This is a genomic window from Convivina intestini, from assembly GCF_003096575.1.
GTDB lineage: Bacteria > Bacillota > Bacilli > Lactobacillales > Lactobacillaceae > Convivina > Convivina intestini.
Genome location: NZ_QEKT01000002.1, coordinates 88,691 through 107,064, shown reverse-complemented (window position 1 = coordinate 107,064; position 18,374 = coordinate 88,691). Strand labels below are relative to the sequence as shown.

Here is an 18,374-nt window from a genome sequence, read left to right as displayed (position 1 = left end):
GATGGATTTTTTGTCATATGTAACTGGTAATAATCTAGTTCATTTGCTAGATATTCTCATTATTTGGTTCTTACTTTATAAGGTAATTACCTTTGTCGAGGGAACGCGGGCCCTGCAAATTTTGTTAGGCATCGGGGCCATCATTTTAATCAAGGTCATCAGTTGGTATACCGGTTTGACCACGGTTTCTTGGTTGATGGATCAATTAATCACCTGGGCACCAATTGCGCTGGTGGTTATTTTCCAACAAGAAATTCGGCGGGGATTGGAAAGCTTGGGGCGGCGGATGACCGTTCGGCGACGGCACTTAGATAATGCGCAAGCTCATGAATTAATTCAATCTTTGGATATGGCCTTGCAGTATATGTCTAAACGGCGGATTGGGGCTTTAATTACCATTAATCGTAAGGAAAGTCTGGAAGAATATATTAAAACTGGGATCGCTTTAGATGCCGATGTCAGTGGACAATTACTGGTTAATATTTTTATTCCAAATACACCCTTGCATGATGGGGCCGTGATTATTAATAATGGTCGAATCGCCGTTGCTGCAGCCTACTTACCACTATCAGAGAGTACCCGTATTCCTAAAGAATTGGGCACTCGTCACCGGGCAGCAGTGGGAATTTCTGAGGCCACCGACGCCTTGACAATTGTGGTTTCTGAAGAGACTGGTGAGATTACAATTACGCAAAATGGCGAGATGTTACGTAATATGAATTCAGAAACATATACGAACTTCTTTGAAAAGCAGTTTATTACTACGGAGGCAGCGGCTAAACAGCCTTGGCATCGTAAATTTTTGGGGAGGTTTGGTCAATGAATAAATGGACGAATTCAAAGATTTTAAACCTGATTTTTTCGTTGTTTCTAGCTGTTTTACTCTCAGCCTATGTATTGAGTACCCAATCAGCTAGTCGTAATGGTAATAATGAATTTACTTCAATTTTGCCCGAGAAAAAAATAAATCTAACAGTTCCGCTTAATCTGCAATATAATAATGACGAATACGTTGTGGTGGGCGCACCGACCTCGGTAAGTTTGGCAGTCCATGGACCAGCGGCCTTAGTGACTACGACGCAAAGTCATAATGACATTCAGGCCGTTGCTGATTTACGCGATTTGGGTGTGGGGCAGCACACAGTAAAATTGGCCGTTAAAGGAGTTAATTCGGCGCTAACATCAACAGTTAGCCCGCAGACGGTTAATGTTACGATTGCTAAGAAAACCTCTGAAAAACGTAAAATAAAGATCAACTATGACGACAGTAAGTTGGCCCAGGGCTATTCGGTTGTTAATAGTGTCATTAATCCTAAAACGGTTACCGTATCGGGACCAAAATCAAACGTGGATGCCGTTGACCATGTCACGGCTGAGGTTGAACTAGCCAAAGATACCAAGACGAACGTGAACCAAACCGTGAAATTAGTGGCCTATGATCGGAATGGCACGCTGGTAGAAGTTCAATTGAGTAATCGAACGGCTGAAATTAATCTAACAGTTAATAATAGCGATGCCAGCAAGAAGGTTGATTTGGTAGCTGATCCTAGCGATGGCGATGCCAATAATTTTAGTATTACTTTAGGCGCAAAGACGGTCACAATTTATGGTGCTAGCGATACTTTGTCTAATGTTGATCAAATTAAGGTGCCAGTTGATTTAAGCCAGATTACTGAAAAAACAACGTTACATGTCGATTTACCCAAGCAACAAGGGATTAATCGTTACAGTGAATCAACAGTTGAGGTGACAGTTACACCTAAATAAGGAGAACTGGTAATTTTAAATTTGCCAGTTGGGAGTAGAAATTTCATGACAGATTTTAAGTTGAAGTATTTTGGTACGGATGGTGTCCGTGGCGTTGCTAATCAGACCCTGAGTCCTGAATTAGCCTTTCGTTTGGGTCGTACGGGTGGCGCGGTTTTAACTCGTCACAACGATGACGTTACTAAAAAGCCAGTCGTGATTGTTGGTCGCGACACTCGAATTTCGGGGGAAATGTTGGAAGAATCCATTATTTCTGGTTTACTATCCGTTGGTGTGGATGTTTTACGATTAGGCGTTATTACGACGCCAGCCGTAGCTTACTTGGTGGAAAGTCTGCAGGCCGATGCTGGGATTCAAATTACCGCTTCCCATAATCCAGCCCGTGATAATGGCATCAAGTTCTTTGGTAATGATGGTTTCAAGTTATCCGATGAGTTGGAATACGAAATCGAAAAGTTGCTGGACGCCGACCAAGACCAGTTGCCTCGGCCAACCGCTACTGGGTTAGGCGTAGTGAATAATTATCCTGAAGGAGCACAGAAGTACTTAGCCTTTTTGGAAAAAACCATTCCTACTAATCTAAGTGGTTTACATGTAGCTTTGGATGGTGCCAATGGCGCCACCAGTTTCTTGATTCCGCGCTTGTGTGCCGATTTGGATCTTGATTTTAATACGATGGGGACCAAGCCGGATGGGTTAAATATCAATGATCAGGTGGGCTCTACTCATCCACAAGCGCTGGCTGAAATGGTCGCTGAAGGTGACTATGATGCTGGTTTGGCCTTTGATGGTGATGGTGATCGTTTGATTGCTGTCGATGAGACTGGTCAGATTGTTGATGGTGATAAAATAATGTTTATCACTGCTAAGTTCTTGAATGAACAGGGATTGCTCAAGCATAGTACGGTCGTTTCGACTGTGATGAGTAACATTGGTTTTTATAAGGCCTTGGCTCAAAATGGGATTGAAAGCGTCCAAACTGCCGTTGGTGATCGTTACGTCATGGAAAAAATGATTGCTGATGATTACAACCTCGGTGGGGAACAGTCTGGTCACATTATTTTTAGAGATTGGGCCAAGACTGGGGATGGCCTCTTAACGGCCTTACAGCTGCTCTTTGTGATGAAGGAAAGTGGTAAGAAGTTGTCTGAATTGGCCGCTGAAGTGACCCTTTATCCCCAAAAACTGGTTAACGTACCGGTTGAAAACAAGGCTGAAATGTTAGATAATCCTGCTATTCAAGCTGAGATTAAGGCTGTGGAAGAAACGATGGCCGGTGATGGCCGAGTTTTGGTTCGACCTTCGGGAACGGAATCACTATTACGGGTCATGGCTGAAGCACCAACGGTTGAATTAGTTGACCGCTATGTCGAAGATATTGTTAAGGTTGTGGAAGAACAAGCCCAGCCAAATGAGGACTGATAAGAATCAGTCCTTTTTTATAATGGTTAAGCTACTTTTAATATTTGGTATAATAGTCGTAAATCAGTTTTGAAAGGAATTTAACGTGTCACAGGCTAGTTTCAAAGAATTTTTGTGGAAGAACTATCAGATTGCCTTTAAGAATCAAGACTTATTGCAAGAGGCCCTTACCCAACGGAATTATCTTAACGAACATCCGCAAGAGCATGGTCGTGATTACCAACGCTTGGAGTTTTTGGGGGATGCGGTGATGCAAGAGGCCGTGACTGAATACCTATTTAAGCGCTATCCTAATTGGCATGAAGGTCAGCTGACTGAAATGCGAATTACAATGGTTCAAACGCGCTCGTTTGCTCATTTTGCCCGCGTGATTCACCTTGATGAAGGCATTCGTCTGGGTAAAGGTGAAGAGATGAATGGCGCCCGTAACCGTGATAGCCTCTTGGAAGATATTTGGGAGGCCTTTATCGGGGCCTTGTATTTGGATCAAGGCAGTCAAGTATTACGTCAATTATTAGAAAAGACTTTATTTGCTGCGATTGATGATAACTTCTTTGATCAATTTATTGATTTTAAAAGTCGTTTACAAGAACGGCTTCAAGTTAAAGGTGCTGTTGCAATTGAGTATGTAACCCTTAAGGAAGAAGTACTACCAGATCATATCCAACGCTTTGAAGTCAGTGTTTCCGTGGATGGTCAGGAGTTAGCCCAAGGAAGTGGTCGGTCGATTAAAGACGCTGAAAAAGCGGCTGCTCGTTTGGCCCTTCAGGAATTAGATAATAAGAAGTAGTCTATGAAGTTAAAAACGCTAGAAATTAGTGGATTTAAATCTTTTGCCGATAAAACTGTAATTGATTTTATGCCGGGGATGACCGGTATTGTTGGCCCCAACGGATCTGGTAAGTCTAATATCATTGAAGCCATTCGCTGGGTCATGGGGGAACAAAGTGCCAAGGACCTGCGTGGTAATAAAATGAGTGATGTCATTTTTGCGGGGACTAAAAAACGCCGGGGACTTAATCGCGCTGAAGTAGCAATTACCTTTGATAACAGTGATCACTACGTTAAGTCCGATTACACTGAAATTCGGATTACCCGGCGTCTATATCGGACGGGGGAAAGTGTTTACCAGCTCAATGGTAGTGATTGTCGCCTACGTGATATTCATGAATTATTTATGGATACTGGTCTAGGTCGGGAAGGTTTTTCAATCATTTCCCAGGGCCGGGTTGAAAGTATTTTTAATGCTAAGCCCGAAGATCGCCGCGGTATCATCGAAGAAGTGGCCGGCGTTTATAAATATAAGCAAAATAAACATAAAGCGCAGCAGGATTTAGCCCAAACGCAACTGAATTTAGATCGGCTCTACGATATTATTACCGAGGTACAAAACCAGTTGGAACCGTTGGAAAAACAAGCCACGGTCGCCCATCAGTACTTAAAGCAGCGCGAAGAGTATGAACAACTAGATCAGCAACGATTGTGCCTGGAATTAAGTCAGGTTAATGAGCAATTGCAACAACGGCAAGCCGACTTAAGTCAGCAAAACCAAGACCTTGAAAAGGCCAAAGGTCAGTTAGCGAAGCGTCAAGCTGAGTTGGAAAATAGTCGCCAGGAGCAAGTAAATCTACAACAAGAGCGAGATAGTCTCCAAACCAAGCTGGTGGCTGGTACGCAACAAAAAGAGCGCCTAATTGCTAGCCAGCAGTTAGCGGAACAGAAGTTAGGCAGCTTGGAGCGGGAAAATCAGCAACTAAGCAGTCAAGCTCAGCACCTTAGCCAAACGCTGCAAAGCAAACAAGCTGATTTAAAGGCTTTACAGCAGCAAATCTCAGTTTGGCAGGAACAAAAAACGACCCTTAGTGCTAAAATTACCGAAATTGATCAAGCTTATGGCGCTAATCGTCTTAAAGATTTAGAAAGACAACTTGAAAATCATCGGCATACTTATATTCAAACGCTACAAAATGTAGCTAATTTACATAATACCTATAATTATCAGGTTAAAAATCAAACCCAACTTGATCATCAAATTAATCAGCAGAGCAAAGATATTAAAGTTGCCCAAGACCAGTTAAATCAGGCCCAAACAGCCTTGGCACAATATCAGGCCAACCATCCTAACCAGCCAGAAGGACCTCGGCAAAATTGGGATGAAAAAATTCAGCAATTAACCCAAACTTTACAAGACCTGCAAAAAAAATATCAAACGCTAACTGATCAATGGCGATGGGCTCAGCGTCAATTAGAAACCAAGCAGAGTCGTTATGAAGCGATGAAAGCCTTGGATGATTATGCTGGTTTTTATCAAGGGGTTCGAAACTTAATGGCCCCTAAAGTTCGCCAACAATTTACCGGAATTAAGGGTGTTGTGGCCGAATTAATGACGGTTCCTAGCCCTTATACCTTAGCGGTTGAAACGGTATTAGGCGGCGCCCTACAGCAAATTGTGGTTGATTCAACGGGAACAGCCAAACAAATCGTTCGTTATTTGACCCAAAAACGACTGGGGCGGGTTACGATTTTACCCTTAGACACAATTCGGAGTCGTCAAATTCGTGATTTACAAGTAGTTAGTCAGTTAGATGGTTTTGTGGGTTTGGCCGCTGATTTGGTGACTATGCCAAGCGGGATGGATAATATTAAATCATCCTTGCTAGGGACGACGGTTGTAGCTGAAAATTTGGATGCAGCGACTAAGATTGCGCAAAAGGGACAGCATCGTTTTCGGGTCGTATCCTTGGATGGACAGCTAGTCAATGCTGGTGGTTCTATTACTGGAGGAGCGAATCAACGGCAGGGACATACGCTTTTAAGCCGTCAGGCTCAACTTCAGGAATTAACCCAATCTTTAGAAAATGAGCAGGATAAATTTGAACAATTAACTGCTCAACGAGATGCCTGTCAACAAGCCGGCATCCAGGCCCAACAGACCTTAGCTGATGCTAAACAAGAACAACAAGAGCAAGAAAATCAGGTCAATCAGACTGACTATGAATTAAGCCGCAAAGAAGACGCCTGCCAACAACATCAGCGCCTGGTGCACGGGCTAGAACAAGAACTAGCTAATTTAAAAGAGCAACAAAGTCAGTTAGCAGAGCAAATTCAAGTTAGTCAAACCGATTGGCAGAATGCTCAGGCCCAGCAAGCTGAGCAGGAAGTAGCTACTGAAAAGCTCAACCAACAGTTAGCCCAATTAAATCAAGATTTAGAAGGGGTTAATCAACAGCGTAACCAGTATCAAAATGAATTGGTGGCCGTGCAAACGCGTTTAGAAAGCGCTCAAAGTGACAGTCAGCGCTTGCAAGCTGAACTAAGTCAGCTTCAGGAAGATCAAACGGCGTTACAACAACGGCAGGCGCAACTTGAAACGGCTGTTAATCACAGTCAAAATGCCCTTCAAGTTGAGGCTGAATTAGCAGCAATTCAACAAGAACTCGAACAGGTTCAAGCAGCAATCCAAATTAAGCAAGACGATTGGACACAACTTTTAAAGCAGCTTAAGCATGTAGAAGAGCAATTAAGCCAGCAACAAGACCAACTTAATCAAAAAATGAGTCAGCTTAGTCAAATGGATCTAGCCTTAAAACAAACCCAACGGTATCAGGATGGTTTAACCAGTGATTTACTTAGTCAATATGGTATTCAAGCTAACCAAGATTTAACTGTCTACCAAACCAAGCAATCGTTGGGGCAGCTCAAGGAGCAGTTACACAGGTTAAAAAGTGCCCTAAATCAATTAGGATCAGTCAACATTGGGGCAATTGACGAATATCAAAGCATCCAAGAACGATATGATTTTTTGACCCAGCAACGTGATGATTTACAAAGTGCCCAGGCAACATTAAAAGCGACAATTAGTGAGATGGATCATGAGGTTGAAAGCCGCTTTAAAGCTACCTTTGAAACGGTTGCCCAGCATTTTGAAGTGGTCTTTAAACAGATTTTTGGCGGGGGTCAGGCCAAAATTAGCCTAACCGACCCAAAGGAGTTATTGACAACTGGGATTGATATTACCGCTCAGCCACCAGGGAAAAAGTTCCAGCATATGAGTCTACTTTCCGGTGGCGAAAAAGCCCTCACAGCGATTTCTTTACTGTTTGCCATTTTACAAGTTCGACCGGTTCCGTTTGTGGTGCTAGACGAAGCTGAGGCGGCTTTAGATGAAGCTAACGTTGATCGTTTTGCCCATTATCTCAAGAGCTTTGGCGGAAGTACCCAGTTTATAACGATTACCCACCGAAAGGGTACCATGGCTAACGCCAATATTTTGTACGGTGTGACCATGCAAGAAGCCGGTGTTTCCAAAATGGTGGCCGTTGATTTGGACCAGATTCACCAATAAAATAAGTCTAGAAGAGGTTAATTTATGGGACTATTTGATATTTTCCGTAAGAAGAAAAAAATTGAAAATGAGCAAGGACAGTCACAAACGGCTAGTGCAAGTAGTTCGGAGTCAGTTGTCCCTGTAAGTACAAGTCAGTCAACTTCAACTACTGAACCAGCCTCTCAGAGTACTTTACAACGCCCATTGAATGAAAAAGTTGAGTTGGTTACTGATAGTGAGGCGGCCATCTGGCAGGCAGCCTTGGATAATCAGACGCCTGCTAGCCAACCTAGTTCGGTTACACCGATTGTGACTGAACGGCCAATGGTCAATGAGGACAGTCAAAGTGATCAAGCAGAGACCTTAGTAAGTCAGCATTCAACTGTTGATGAGGCTAGTCAGTCTGAATCTCAGTCAACGCTATTCGTTAGCCAATCTGAATCTAATTCAGTCCTAGCTCACAGCCAGTCGGAATTGGCATCGAAGGTAGCAGTTGAGGACAGCCAATCTGAATATCAATTAATGGCAGAGCAGAGTCAGTCAGACTCTAGTTCGACTGCAGCAATCAGCCAGCCTAACTCAGAATTAGCCGCAGAAGATGCTGATCAAGTCGTTTATGATCGTGGTTTGAAGAAAAGTCGTTCCGGCTTTGCTGACCGATTTAACCGCTTTTTGTCTAATTTCCGTTCAGTAGATGAAAACTTCTTTGAAGATTTAGAAGAAACTTTAATTGGCGCTGATGTTGGTTTTGACCTAGCTTTGCGAATTAGCGATGAATTACGGGAAGAAGTTAAGCTCCAAAATGCTAAGCGTAAGGAAGATGTTCAGGCCGTTATCATTCAAAAGATGGTCGAATTATATGAAGCTGATGGTCTGAATGAAGACAGTCAGATGCACTTTGCCCCCGCTGGCGAGCCGACTGTGATTTTGATGGTTGGAGTTAACGGTGTCGGAAAGACAACCACGATTGGTAAAATGGCCGACCGTTTTCGTCAAGAAGGGCGCTCAGTCCTACTAGCTGCTGCAGATACTTTCCGTGCTGGTGCCACTAAGCAGCTCCAGGAATGGGGGCAACGCAGCCAAGTGCCGGTCGTAGCCGGTAAAGAAAAGGCTGATCCAGCTTCGGTGGTCTATGAAGGCTTACAGCGCGCCAAGCATGAAAATTATGATATATTATTGGTTGATACGGCGGGGCGTTTGCAAAACAATGTTAATTTAATGCAAGAATTAGCAAAGATGAAGCGAATTATTCAACGTGAATTACCAGCAGCGCCGCAAGAAGTTTTGCTAGTCCTAGACGCTACAACGGGACAAAATGCCTTGCAACAGGCGAAGCTGTTCAAAGATTCTTCCGATGTAACTGGCATTGTCTTAACTAAGGTTGATGGTACCGCTAAGGGTGGGATCGTTTTTGCAATTCGAAGCCAGATGCATTTACCAGTTAAGTGGATTGGCTTTGGTGAAAAAGCCAGCGATTTGCGGGTCTTTAACTCAGAAGAATTTATTTATGGTCTGTTCAAAGATCTGATAACGGAGTAATGATGGATTTAGCCAAAAAGACGAAAGTCAATGCGCTCTTTGATTGTTATGGCGCCTTGCTGACAACCAAACAGGCGGAGTACCTCCGAGATTATTTTGAAGATGACTATTCGATTATCGAAATTGCTAAGGCTGAAAATGTCAGCCGTCAGGCAATTTCTGATAATTTAAAACGAACAGTAGAGCAGTTGGAACATTACGAACAGGCCTTACACCTGTACTGTGATTTTCAATCCCGGCAGCGACTAGAAGCTGATTTAGCGGAATATGTACAGCAGCACTATCAACAAGACCAGCAGTTAAGACTTTTAGTAGAACGCTTACGTAATCAAGAGATTAATTAGAAAGGAAATAATTGGTTCGCCCAATTATAAACAGTTTATGGCTTTTGAAAATTTAACTGAACGCCTTTCCAAGGCGATGAAAAATTTGACCGGTCGTGGTCGGATTAACGATGAAGATCTTCAGGCGACCATGCGTGAAATTCGATTGGCCCTGTTGGAAGCCGATGTTAACTACACAACCGTAAAGAAGTTTGTTAACAACGTGCGTCAAAAGGCCAAAGGAGCCGACATAATGTCTGGCTTAAATGCCGCTCAGCAAATCGTTAAGATTGTTAATGATGAATTAACAGCAACAATGGGCGAAGAGGCGGTGCCGCTTAATAAATCTGATAAAATTCCAACTGTCATCATGATGGCTGGATTACAAGGAGCCGGTAAAACGACTACGGTTGCTAAACTAGCTTATAAATTAAAGCGGGAAGACCACGCTCGGCCATTGCTAATTGCTGCCGATGTTTACCGGCCAGCGGCCATTGATCAGTTGGAAATTTTAGGTCGCGATTTGGAAATTCCAGTTTTTTCAATGGGAACCGATGTTGATCCACGTGAAATTGTTAAAGCTGGTTTGGCTAAAGCAGCTCAAGATAAAAATGATTACGTCTTCATTGATACGGCCGGACGTTTGCAAATTGACCAAACTTTGATGCAAGAATTAAAGGATATTGAAGTCATTGCGCATCCAGATGAAATCTTGCTAACGGTTGATGCCATGACTGGTCAAAACGCCACTGAAACGGCTCAAGGTTTTGCGGATGCCTTGGATATTACCGGAGTCGTTTTGACCAAGCTTGATGGCGATACCCGTGGTGGAGCGGCCCTCTCAATTCGAGATGTGACTGGTAAGCCAATTAAATTTGTCGGTCAAGGTGAAAAGCCAACTGACTTAGATGTCTTTTATCCCGACCGGATGGCTTCTCGAATTTTGGGAATGGGTGATATCCTAACCCTGATTGAAAAAACGCAACGTGAAGTCGATGAAAAGCAACAAGCTTCTCAACTAGAAAAGATGCGGCAAAATACCTTTGACTTCAACGATTTTGTGGCTCAGTTGCAACAGGTTCAAAACATGGGACCGATGGAAGATTTGTTAAAAATGATTCCCGGTATGGCTAATAATCCGGCTTTGGCTAATTTGAATTTGGACGAAAAGCAGTTCAAGCATCTAGAAGCCATCGTTCAATCAATGACGCCTGCCGAACGTGAAGATCCAGAGTTGATTAATCCTTCCCGCCGGCGACGCCTAGCTGCTGGAGCAGGACGGCCAATTGTTGAAGTTAACCGGATGATTAAGCAATTTGATCAGATGCGTAAGATGATGAACCAAGCTACCAATGGTAATTTTGGTGGTTTGGAGAAAATGATGGGCGGCACTGGCATGGATATGGGCGCCATGATGGGGGGCGGTATGCCAAGTGGTAACTTTGGTCAAAAGGTTCAAGGTTTTGCCATGAAACAAGCAGCCCGTCGTATGAAAAAGTTGAAGAAAAAGCGTGGTAAGCGTTAATTCATATTAGCTAGTTATTGGATTGATAATAATGGTGGATATAAATGGCAATAAAATTAATTGCAACTGATTTAGATGCAACTTTTTTACATGATGATAAGCATTTTGATGAAGCACTCTTTACCCAAGTTTTAAAAACATTAAAAGAGCAGGGCATTCAGTTTGTGATTGCAACGGGCAATCATCCCGACAAGGTCGCGCGCTACTTTAAAAATTTTTTAGGACAGTACCAATTAATTGCTAATAATGGTGCCCAGATTATTGTGGATGGACAGTTACAAGCAGTGGCCGCCATCCCAGCTCAGGTATTTGCGCCCCTAGGTCAATTGGCCCATACTTACCGGCATGACATTCGGATGGGGATGGTTTTCACCGGACAAAGTGAATCATACATGCTAGCCGATCAGGCCCAGATTGGTAATAGTTTAACTACCGCCCGGGGCTATTTTCAAAATTTAAAAGTCATTGATGATGTGGCCGAAATTAAGCAACCGATTGCTAAAATAACGATTGAAATTCCGGTTAAAGAACATGTTTTCATGGCCGATGTCCGGCATTTATTAGGCAAGCAAGTCCACGTAACCACGTCAGGCTATGGCTCAGTTGATATTGTTAATAGTGAAGTTAACAAGGGAGCGGCCTTGGCAAAATTGGCTGAAATTTGGCAAATTAATTCCCAAGAAATGATGGCCTTTGGTGATGGTTTAAATGATGCTGAAATGTTAAATTATGTCGGTCAACCAATTGCCATGCCTAATAGTGATCCTTTATTACTAGAAAAGGGTTATCCGCAAGCTCTGGCTGATAATAATCATGACGGGGTCTTAAAGACGATTGTGGCCCAATTGTCTGAATCTAATTGAAAAGAGTAGATGAATGAAAAAGTTTATGAGCAAATGGTTACGCTGGATAATTGCTCTGCTTTTACTAGTTGTGGCCTTGGTTTGCGCTGGTATTTGGGTTGAACATCAGCCAGCCATGAGTCCAGTCAAGCAATTTTCAAAACAATTGACAACGACTGGCGATAATAATTCCCTTAGTAAAAGTCAGCGAGATAAAATTGCTCAGGCAGTCATGAAAGATGACCAAAAGGGTGCTAATTTAAATAAGCAAGGTTTTGTAGCCATGCCCAATTTAAGCATCCTGATGCCCGTTTATGATAATGCCTATAGTTTGGCGGCCCTTGATTTGGGGGCTAACACGGCTAATAAAGGAACACCTGTACCAACTATGGGTGAGGGAAATTACACCTTGGCGGCCCATAACTGGGATAATGGTTATACTGGTTTTTCAGCCATGCAACAACATATTAACCAAGACGCACCCTACCTGGTAGATGGTAAAATGGGTGGTAGCGATTGGTTAAATGGCAAACAAATTTATCTCGCCAATGCCAAGGGAATTTATACTTATACGGTTAAAAATCAAACCACCGTTGATCAAAATGATGTTTCCGTTTTGGATGTCGATGCTCGTTTGAATAATAAGGCTAAGTTGACAATTATCACCTGTCTCTTTCCCAATACCGATTATCGAATTATTACTAACGCCCAGTATACCGACTTTGATAGTTGGCAATCAGCCCCAAGTAAGTTAGTAAGTAAGTTTGATACCAGTAAGCATAAAACTAATATTACCCCTTAAGTGAATGGCAACGCAGGTTGCCTTTTTCTATTACATAATCTAAGTGATGAGGTTAAAAATGTATGAATATCTCCAGGGCCTAATCAGTATGGTCCGGCCGAGTCATATTGTTCTTGAAAGCAAAGATGGCATCGGTTATTATCTCTTTGTCGGTAATCCCTATCATTTTGAAGAGGGACAGCAAAGTCGTGTTTATGTCCAACAAATTGTTCGTGAAAACGAAATTAGTCTCTATGGCTTTAGCCAAGAGAGTGAAAAAATTTTGTTTAATAAACTCTTGGGGGTCTCAGGTATCGGTCCTAAAAGTGCACTGGCCATTATTGCTGGTGGGGCGGTAACTGGTCTAGCCAGTGCGGTGGCTCAGGATAATGTTGACTACTTAGTGCAGTTTCCCGGAATCGGTAAAAAAACTGCTCAGCAAATTATTTTAGATTTGAAGGGTAAATTAGACGACTTAATTGCCGAAAATCAAACCTTAGATATTCAGCCAGCTGGTCAACCAGATGCCACTGGTGCTTTGGAAGATGCGCTGGAAGCCTTACTAACCTTGGGCTATAGTAGTCGAGATATTAATCGGATTAAAAAGCAGTTATTAGCCGCTAACTTGACTAGTACGCAAGATTATATTGCTTTAGCGTTAAACTTATTAGTAAAGTCTTAAGCAACAAATTGCATAATGTGAAAAAGGGAGGAATACATGGTGATTATTACAGCAGGGATGATTGGGGTTGGTAAAACCACATTAACAGGTCTGATTGCCGACCATCTGGGCAGTCAGGCATTCTACGAGCCGGTGGGGGACAATCCAGTTTTGCCACTTTATTATTCTGACCCTAAGCAGTATGGCTTTTTACTCCAAATTTTCTTTTTGAACCGACGCTTTGATATGATTAAAAAAGCCTTGGTTGATGACAATAATGTTTTGGATCGTTCAATCTATGAAGATGAGCTTTTTACCGAAGAAAACCACAAAGACGGTAATATTACAGATATGGAAATGGCCGTTTATCATGATCTTATGGGCCACATGATGGATGAATTAAAGCAGTTACCAAAAAAAGCCCCCGATTTGCTGGTTTATGCGCAGACTGATTTTGAAACGATCTTGTATCGAATCAAGAAGCGGGGGCGGGATTATGAGCAATTTGATAATAATGACGCCTTAAAAGATTACTATTTCAAGATGTGGCAGGCTTATCAGCAATGGTTTGAAGACTATGATATCTCACCTAAAATTAAAGTTGATTTGCAAAAATACGATTTAGAAAAAGTTGAAAATCAAAAAATTATTTTAGATCAAATTGATGCTGCTTTGGCCAAGCGTTAACTAAAAAGGAATTCCTACTCAGTAGGAATTCCTTTTTAGTTATTTTTTTCTAGTAAGGTTTTAATTTCTTGCAAAACTGCCAATTGTGGATCTGGTTGTGTTTTTTTAGGTTCTGGCTTGACCAAAAAGCGGCTGATAAATTTCACTAAGATGAAGACCACCAAGGCGGTGATTAAGAAGTTAATTAAATCATTTAAAAATTCACCATAGGTGAAGACTAGGTTTTTATTTACCACTAATTTAAGATTACTTAAACTCGATGATTTGCCCGTGAACAGACCAATCAAAGGATTAATCAAATTACTGGTGATTGATTTTACTAAGCCCGTGAAGGCACCACCAATAATGACCCCAATCGCCAAATCAATAATATTACCGCGATTGATAAAGGCTTTAAATTCTGTTAGAAAATTATGCATGGTTACTTCCTTTCTTGATGACTGGATGTTTATTTAGTTTTTAATTGATTAATTACTTGGCTTGTTGGTGTGACATAGAGGGTTTGCTGTCCCTCAAAAATGACATAACCAGGCTTAGCTCCATTGGGCTTTCGTAATTTACCAGCTGGCAGATAGTCAACCGCCACATTGGCTGAATCACGGGCCTTGCTATAATAGGCTGCTAATTCGGCCGCTTCTTGTAGGGTTTGTTCACTGGGCGCATTACTATGAATAATAACGTGGGAACCGGGGATATTTTGAACATGGAGCCAAATATAGGAGCGATTGGCTTTTTTCAAGGATAACCGTTCATTTTGTAAATTGTTCTTACCCACTTCGATTAAGGTACCATCACTGGCAGTAAATTGATCTGGTTGTGAAACTTTAGGCTTTTGTTTATTCTTACCCTTAGTCCGTAGATAGCCACCATGGATCAGCTCCAGCTTGATATCAGCGACATCTTTAGGCGAGGCAACCGCTAGTTGAGCGGTAATTTGGTCAAAATAATCGACCTCGGCCTGGGTTAAGATAATTTGCTGGTCAACAAAGTCCTTAGCAGTTCGCAGTTTTCGGTACTTGCGGAAGTATTTTTCGGCGTTTTTTAAACCATCTAGACGTGGATCGAGCGGAATTGTCAACAAGGCATTATTATCGTAATAATTTTCAATTTGAACTGATTGCATTCCTTTTTGGACTAAATGAGGATAGGTAATTAATAAATCGCCCATCACCTTGTATTGGTCGGCATTTTGACTATCTAATAAGGTTTGGTTGAGCTTTTTTAATTTATTATGATTTTTTTTCAGCTCATTTTTTACCAAACGTACCAAGGAGCCGGCTTGTTGGTTAACTCGTTCCCGTTCCGCCTTACCTAAGTAGTAGGCATCCAAAAGTTCTCCCAGGGAATCAAATGTTTGACGATCTGTGATGGGGCTAGGCCAGTCAAAAGCCGCAAAGCTTAATTCACCATTAGGGGCTCGAAGTAAAGTGGGTTGTAAATGATCAAATTGGGCTAGCCAATTTTGAGCACCGGCCAGAGAATCATCAGCATTTTCAATAGCTAAAGCTAAGGATTCGGCTGACTGCCGACTGACCCCTTCATAGGTGGACATGATGATTTTAGGCCATTGGCTTGGTTCCTGGTCTAAAATCATCGGCGCTAACTGGGCAAAGTCTTGTTTAAAGGGATTTATTTTATTTTGAGCGGGTGGAAATTGATAAGTTGCTCCTGGAAAAAGGGACCGCACTCGATTTTGATCAGCCGGTACATGCTTAATTAATTCCAAAATTCGTTGGTCTTTTTGTCGAATCAAAAATAAATTGGAGTGTCGTCCCATCATTTCTAAGGTTAGCGAAAGGGTTTGGCGGTCCCCCAGTTCATCAAATGTCTGAACTAGCAAATTCACAATTCGATCATTATTAACCTGTTCAATGCCAGTTAACCGCGCACCTTCAAGATTGCGTCGTAAAAACATCGCAAAGGCTGGTGCAGTTTGGGGATTTTCGTAAGGAATTTTGGTGATTTGCATCCGAGCAAAGGCCGGGTGGGCACTAAGTAAGAGGGGATAATTTTTTCCACCCTGCCGAATGACTAAAATAATTTCGTTGGGGTAGGGTTGGTGAACCTTAGTAATTCGACCCCCAACTAAAGTAGGTTGAAGTTCATGCACGAGGGCGTGGGTAAAGAGACCATCAAGGGGCATAGGCATTCCTTTCTAGATATCACAATCGCTATTAATTATATACTAAAGCTGGTAAGGGAAGTATTTTCTTATTAAATTAAAAAACGATGCCGAGGCACCGTTAATCAATTCATTATTTAGAAGTTTGGAAGAGCTGATTTTTCATCATCTTTTCAGGATCAGAATCATATTGATAAATCGTAACCTGACCATCATTGGTATCGACCCGAACTAAGGTAGTCGCACTGTCAACCCGCCAAACATAAAGGGTTGCATTTTCGTTACCTTGCTGTTGTAAATATTTTTGTGGTTGAGCTTGTAAATCTTGAACCGACAACTTACCAAAATACTTGGCATTATCGTTTAATTGTTGTTTTTCATCTTTGTTGGCTAAGCTGGAGCGCGCAGCATTGTTAGCCGTAATGGTTGCTTTTTGATGACGGAAGGTATTAAAAGCAAACACACTGGCAACAATCAAGCCAATTAAAACGAGTAGCATCCAAAACCAAGGTTTTTGAAAGAAATATTCATTGGGGATGCCGCTATTCTTGGATTTTTTTTGACCCATGCGTGATAAACTCCTTTTCTTACAACAAAAAACCCACCTTAAACAGTGGGGATTTGTCATGAATTACTTATTTTCAGTAACTTGCTTACCGTTGTATGCACCTGATGGTGAGACACGGTGAGAGACGCGGTATTCACCAGTTGTTTGGTCCAAAACGATGTTTGGAACGTTCAAACCGATGTGTCCACGACGGTTACGCTTATGTGACTTAGAATTTTTGTTTGATGGGGTAGCCATGAAGGCACCTCCTTTCGCTTCAGAATTATCAACTTTTTTAGTTTACAAAAAAAGGCCGTCACTGTCAACCAAAGAAAATAAAGCTAACCGCATTTTTCGGAATTAATCAAGTGATTAATCAGGTTAATTTGATAAAATATGTTTTATTGAGAATTAGAACAACGGAGGAAGATATGTTATTAACTGTCCAAAATTTATCGGTCAGCAATATTTTAAGCAATATTAATTTGACTGTTGATCAAGATGAGACGGTCACAATTTTTGGACCATCGGGAAGTGGGAAAAGCACACTTCTTAAAGCCCTAGCTCGTTTAGAAGATCATGCTAGTGGTCAAATCGATTTATTAGGTAAACCAGCCATCAGCTATCCAATTGATCGGTATCGACAGTTGGTTTCTTATGCGGTTCAAAGTGCCAATTTATTTGGCCAAACTGTGCGAGATAATTTAGATTTACCTTTTAATGTCCGACAAAAGGCCATTGATGAGGACTTACAAAAGACTATGTTAGCAGCGGTTGATTTGGATGCAACTTTTTTAGATAAGCAAGTTGCTGATTTGTCGGGTGGACAACGTCAGCGAGTAGCGGTTTTACGTAATTTAATTTTCCCACCCAAGGTGCTCTTGTTAGATGAAATTACCACCGGTTTAGATGAAACAACGAAACAGGTTGTTTGGCGCTTTATTAATGAAGAACAGGGTAAAAATCATTTTGCGATTTTAAGTGTGACGCATGACCAACAAGAAATTCAAAGTGCTAAAAAAACTTTGCAGGTAATTGGAGGGAAATTAGATGATTAATAAAACTGTTGAAATTTCCAATCTTTCATTGGGACTAGCCTTTGTGATGGTGGTGATTTCCTTAGTTATCTCATATCAACAAAAATTAGGACTGGAAAAAGAAACCTTAATTAGTGTCGCTCGAGCCATTGTGCAACTAATTGTGGTGGGGTATCTGCTACGCTTTGTTTTCCATGTCAATAATCTAGTTTTGACGATTACCATGATGGCCTTTATTTTATTTAATGCCTCATATAATGGTGAAAAAAGAGCGCGGGGAATTTCACATTCCCTGCGGATTTCTTTTGTTGCCCTGTTACTTGGTGGTGGTACGACCATGTTATTGCTAGTGCTAACGGGCGCTATTAAACCCGTTCCTTGGCAATTAGTACCGGTTACAGGAATGGTGATGAATAACGCCATGATTGCCGTTGGTTTGGTTTACCGTAGCTTGGGACAAATGTATACCGATCAAAAAAATCAGGTTTTTGAACGTTTGGCCCTAGGAGCTAACCCTAAAGAAGCCAGTGGGGATATCATCAAACAGGCCATTAAGTTTGGTATGCAGCCAACCATTGACTCAATTAAAACCCTTGGGTTAGTTTCTTTGCCAGGGATGATGTCGGGATTAATCATGGCTGGAGTTGAACCGGTTCTGGCCATTAAATACCAAATTATGGTAACCTTTATGATTTTATCTTCCACGGCTTTGTCTAGCGTGTATGCTAGTTATGCAGCTTATAAACGTTTCTTTGATGAAAATTGGGTACTACAGTTGCCTAAGGATAAATAGA

Annotated in this window: 18 protein-coding genes; 14 read left to right on the top strand and 4 right to left on the bottom strand. The window is 41.8% G+C overall.

The genetic code is table 11. The features are described 5' to 3' along the window. Position 1 precedes the first annotated feature (1 nt). The 12 genes from cdaA (at position 2) to C7384_RS02545 (ending at position 13,874) form a co-directional block, all read left to right on the top strand. On the top strand, positions 2–823 hold the full coding sequence (gene cdaA, locus C7384_RS02600; protein ID WP_089938255.1) for a diadenylate cyclase CdaA: 822 nt from the start codon (positions 2–4) through the stop codon (positions 821–823). Further along, positions 820–1,767, top strand: a complete 948-nt coding sequence (locus tag C7384_RS02595) for a CdaR family protein (RefSeq protein ID WP_089938256.1) — start codon at positions 820–822, stop codon at positions 1,765–1,767. The genes cdaA and C7384_RS02595 overlap by 4 nt, the downstream gene beginning before the upstream one ends. 45 nt (positions 1,768–1,812) lie before the next feature. Continuing rightward, entirely contained in the window at positions 1,813–3,189 is a 1,377-nt protein-coding gene (glmM, locus tag C7384_RS02590; RefSeq protein WP_089938258.1) for a phosphoglucosamine mutase, read from the top strand. 85 nt (positions 3,190–3,274) lie between these two features. Beyond that, on the top strand, positions 3,275–3,979 hold the full coding sequence (gene rnc, locus C7384_RS02585) for a ribonuclease III (protein ID WP_089938259.1): 705 nt from the start codon (positions 3,275–3,277) through the stop codon (positions 3,977–3,979). Between the two features lie 3 nt (positions 3,980–3,982). Continuing rightward, positions 3,983–7,534 carry a chromosome segregation protein SMC gene (gene smc / locus C7384_RS02580; RefSeq protein ID WP_089938261.1) on the top strand — a complete coding sequence of 1,184 codons (3,552 nt, stop codon included), beginning with the start codon at positions 3,983–3,985 and terminating at the stop codon, positions 7,532–7,534. 24 nt (positions 7,535–7,558) lie between these two features. Further along, on the top strand, positions 7,559–9,055 hold the full coding sequence (ftsY, locus tag C7384_RS02575; RefSeq protein WP_089938263.1) for a signal recognition particle-docking protein FtsY: 1,497 nt from the start codon (positions 7,559–7,561) through the stop codon (positions 9,053–9,055). Between the two features lie 2 nt (positions 9,056–9,057). Beyond that, positions 9,058–9,399, top strand: coding sequence for a YlxM family DNA-binding protein (ylxM, locus tag C7384_RS02570; protein WP_089938266.1), 342 nt, complete (start codon positions 9,058–9,060; stop codon positions 9,397–9,399). A gap of 37 nt (positions 9,400–9,436) precedes the next feature. After that, complete coding sequence (gene ffh / locus C7384_RS02565; protein WP_089938268.1) at positions 9,437–10,903, top strand: signal recognition particle protein; 1,467 nt, start codon at positions 9,437–9,439, stop codon at positions 10,901–10,903. 44 nt (positions 10,904–10,947) lie between these two features. Next, positions 10,948–11,766, top strand: coding sequence for an HAD-IIB family hydrolase (locus C7384_RS02560; protein WP_089938270.1), 819 nt, complete (start codon positions 10,948–10,950; stop codon positions 11,764–11,766). Positions 11,767–11,779: 13 nt separating this feature from the next. After that, positions 11,780–12,547, top strand: coding sequence for a class A sortase (locus tag C7384_RS02555; protein WP_089938272.1), 768 nt, complete (start codon positions 11,780–11,782; stop codon positions 12,545–12,547). Positions 12,548–12,605: 58 nt separating this feature from the next. Next, entirely contained in the window at positions 12,606–13,208 is a 603-nt protein-coding gene (ruvA, locus tag C7384_RS02550) for a Holliday junction branch migration protein RuvA (RefSeq protein ID WP_089938274.1), read from the top strand. 36 nt (positions 13,209–13,244) lie between these two features. Then, a complete protein-coding gene (locus tag C7384_RS02545; protein WP_089938277.1) occupies positions 13,245–13,874 on the top strand; it encodes a deoxynucleoside kinase in 630 nt (209 codons plus the stop codon). A gap of 35 nt (positions 13,875–13,909) precedes the next feature. Here C7384_RS02545 and mscL read toward each other — a convergent pair whose 3' ends face one another. From mscL to rpmF, 4 genes are all read right to left on the bottom strand, one after another. Next, a complete protein-coding gene (gene mscL / locus C7384_RS02540; RefSeq protein ID WP_089938279.1) occupies positions 13,910–14,293 on the bottom strand; it encodes a large conductance mechanosensitive channel protein MscL in 384 nt (127 codons plus the stop codon). Between the two features lie 29 nt (positions 14,294–14,322). Then, positions 14,323–16,017, bottom strand: a complete 1,695-nt coding sequence (locus C7384_RS02535) for an NFACT RNA binding domain-containing protein (protein WP_089938281.1) — start codon at positions 16,015–16,017, stop codon at positions 14,323–14,325. A 112-nt stretch (positions 16,018–16,129) separates the two neighbouring features. Beyond that, positions 16,130–16,564, bottom strand: coding sequence for a hypothetical protein (locus C7384_RS02530; protein WP_089938282.1), 435 nt, complete (start codon positions 16,562–16,564; stop codon positions 16,130–16,132). Positions 16,565–16,627: 63 nt separating this feature from the next. Then, a complete protein-coding gene (gene rpmF, locus C7384_RS02525; RefSeq protein WP_089938284.1) occupies positions 16,628–16,801 on the bottom strand; it encodes a 50S ribosomal protein L32 in 174 nt (57 codons plus the stop codon). A 173-nt stretch (positions 16,802–16,974) separates the two neighbouring features. Between rpmF and C7384_RS02520 the strand changes: the two genes are divergently transcribed. Both C7384_RS02520 and C7384_RS02515 read left to right on the top strand, forming a co-directional pair. Next, complete coding sequence (locus C7384_RS02520) at positions 16,975–17,601, top strand: ABC transporter ATP-binding protein (protein ID WP_089938286.1); 627 nt, start codon at positions 16,975–16,977, stop codon at positions 17,599–17,601. Next, positions 17,594–18,373, top strand: coding sequence for an ABC transporter permease (locus C7384_RS02515; protein WP_089938288.1), 780 nt, complete (start codon positions 17,594–17,596; stop codon positions 18,371–18,373). Before C7384_RS02520 ends, C7384_RS02515 begins: the two co-directional genes overlap by 8 nt. Position 18,374: the final 1 nt, after the last annotated feature.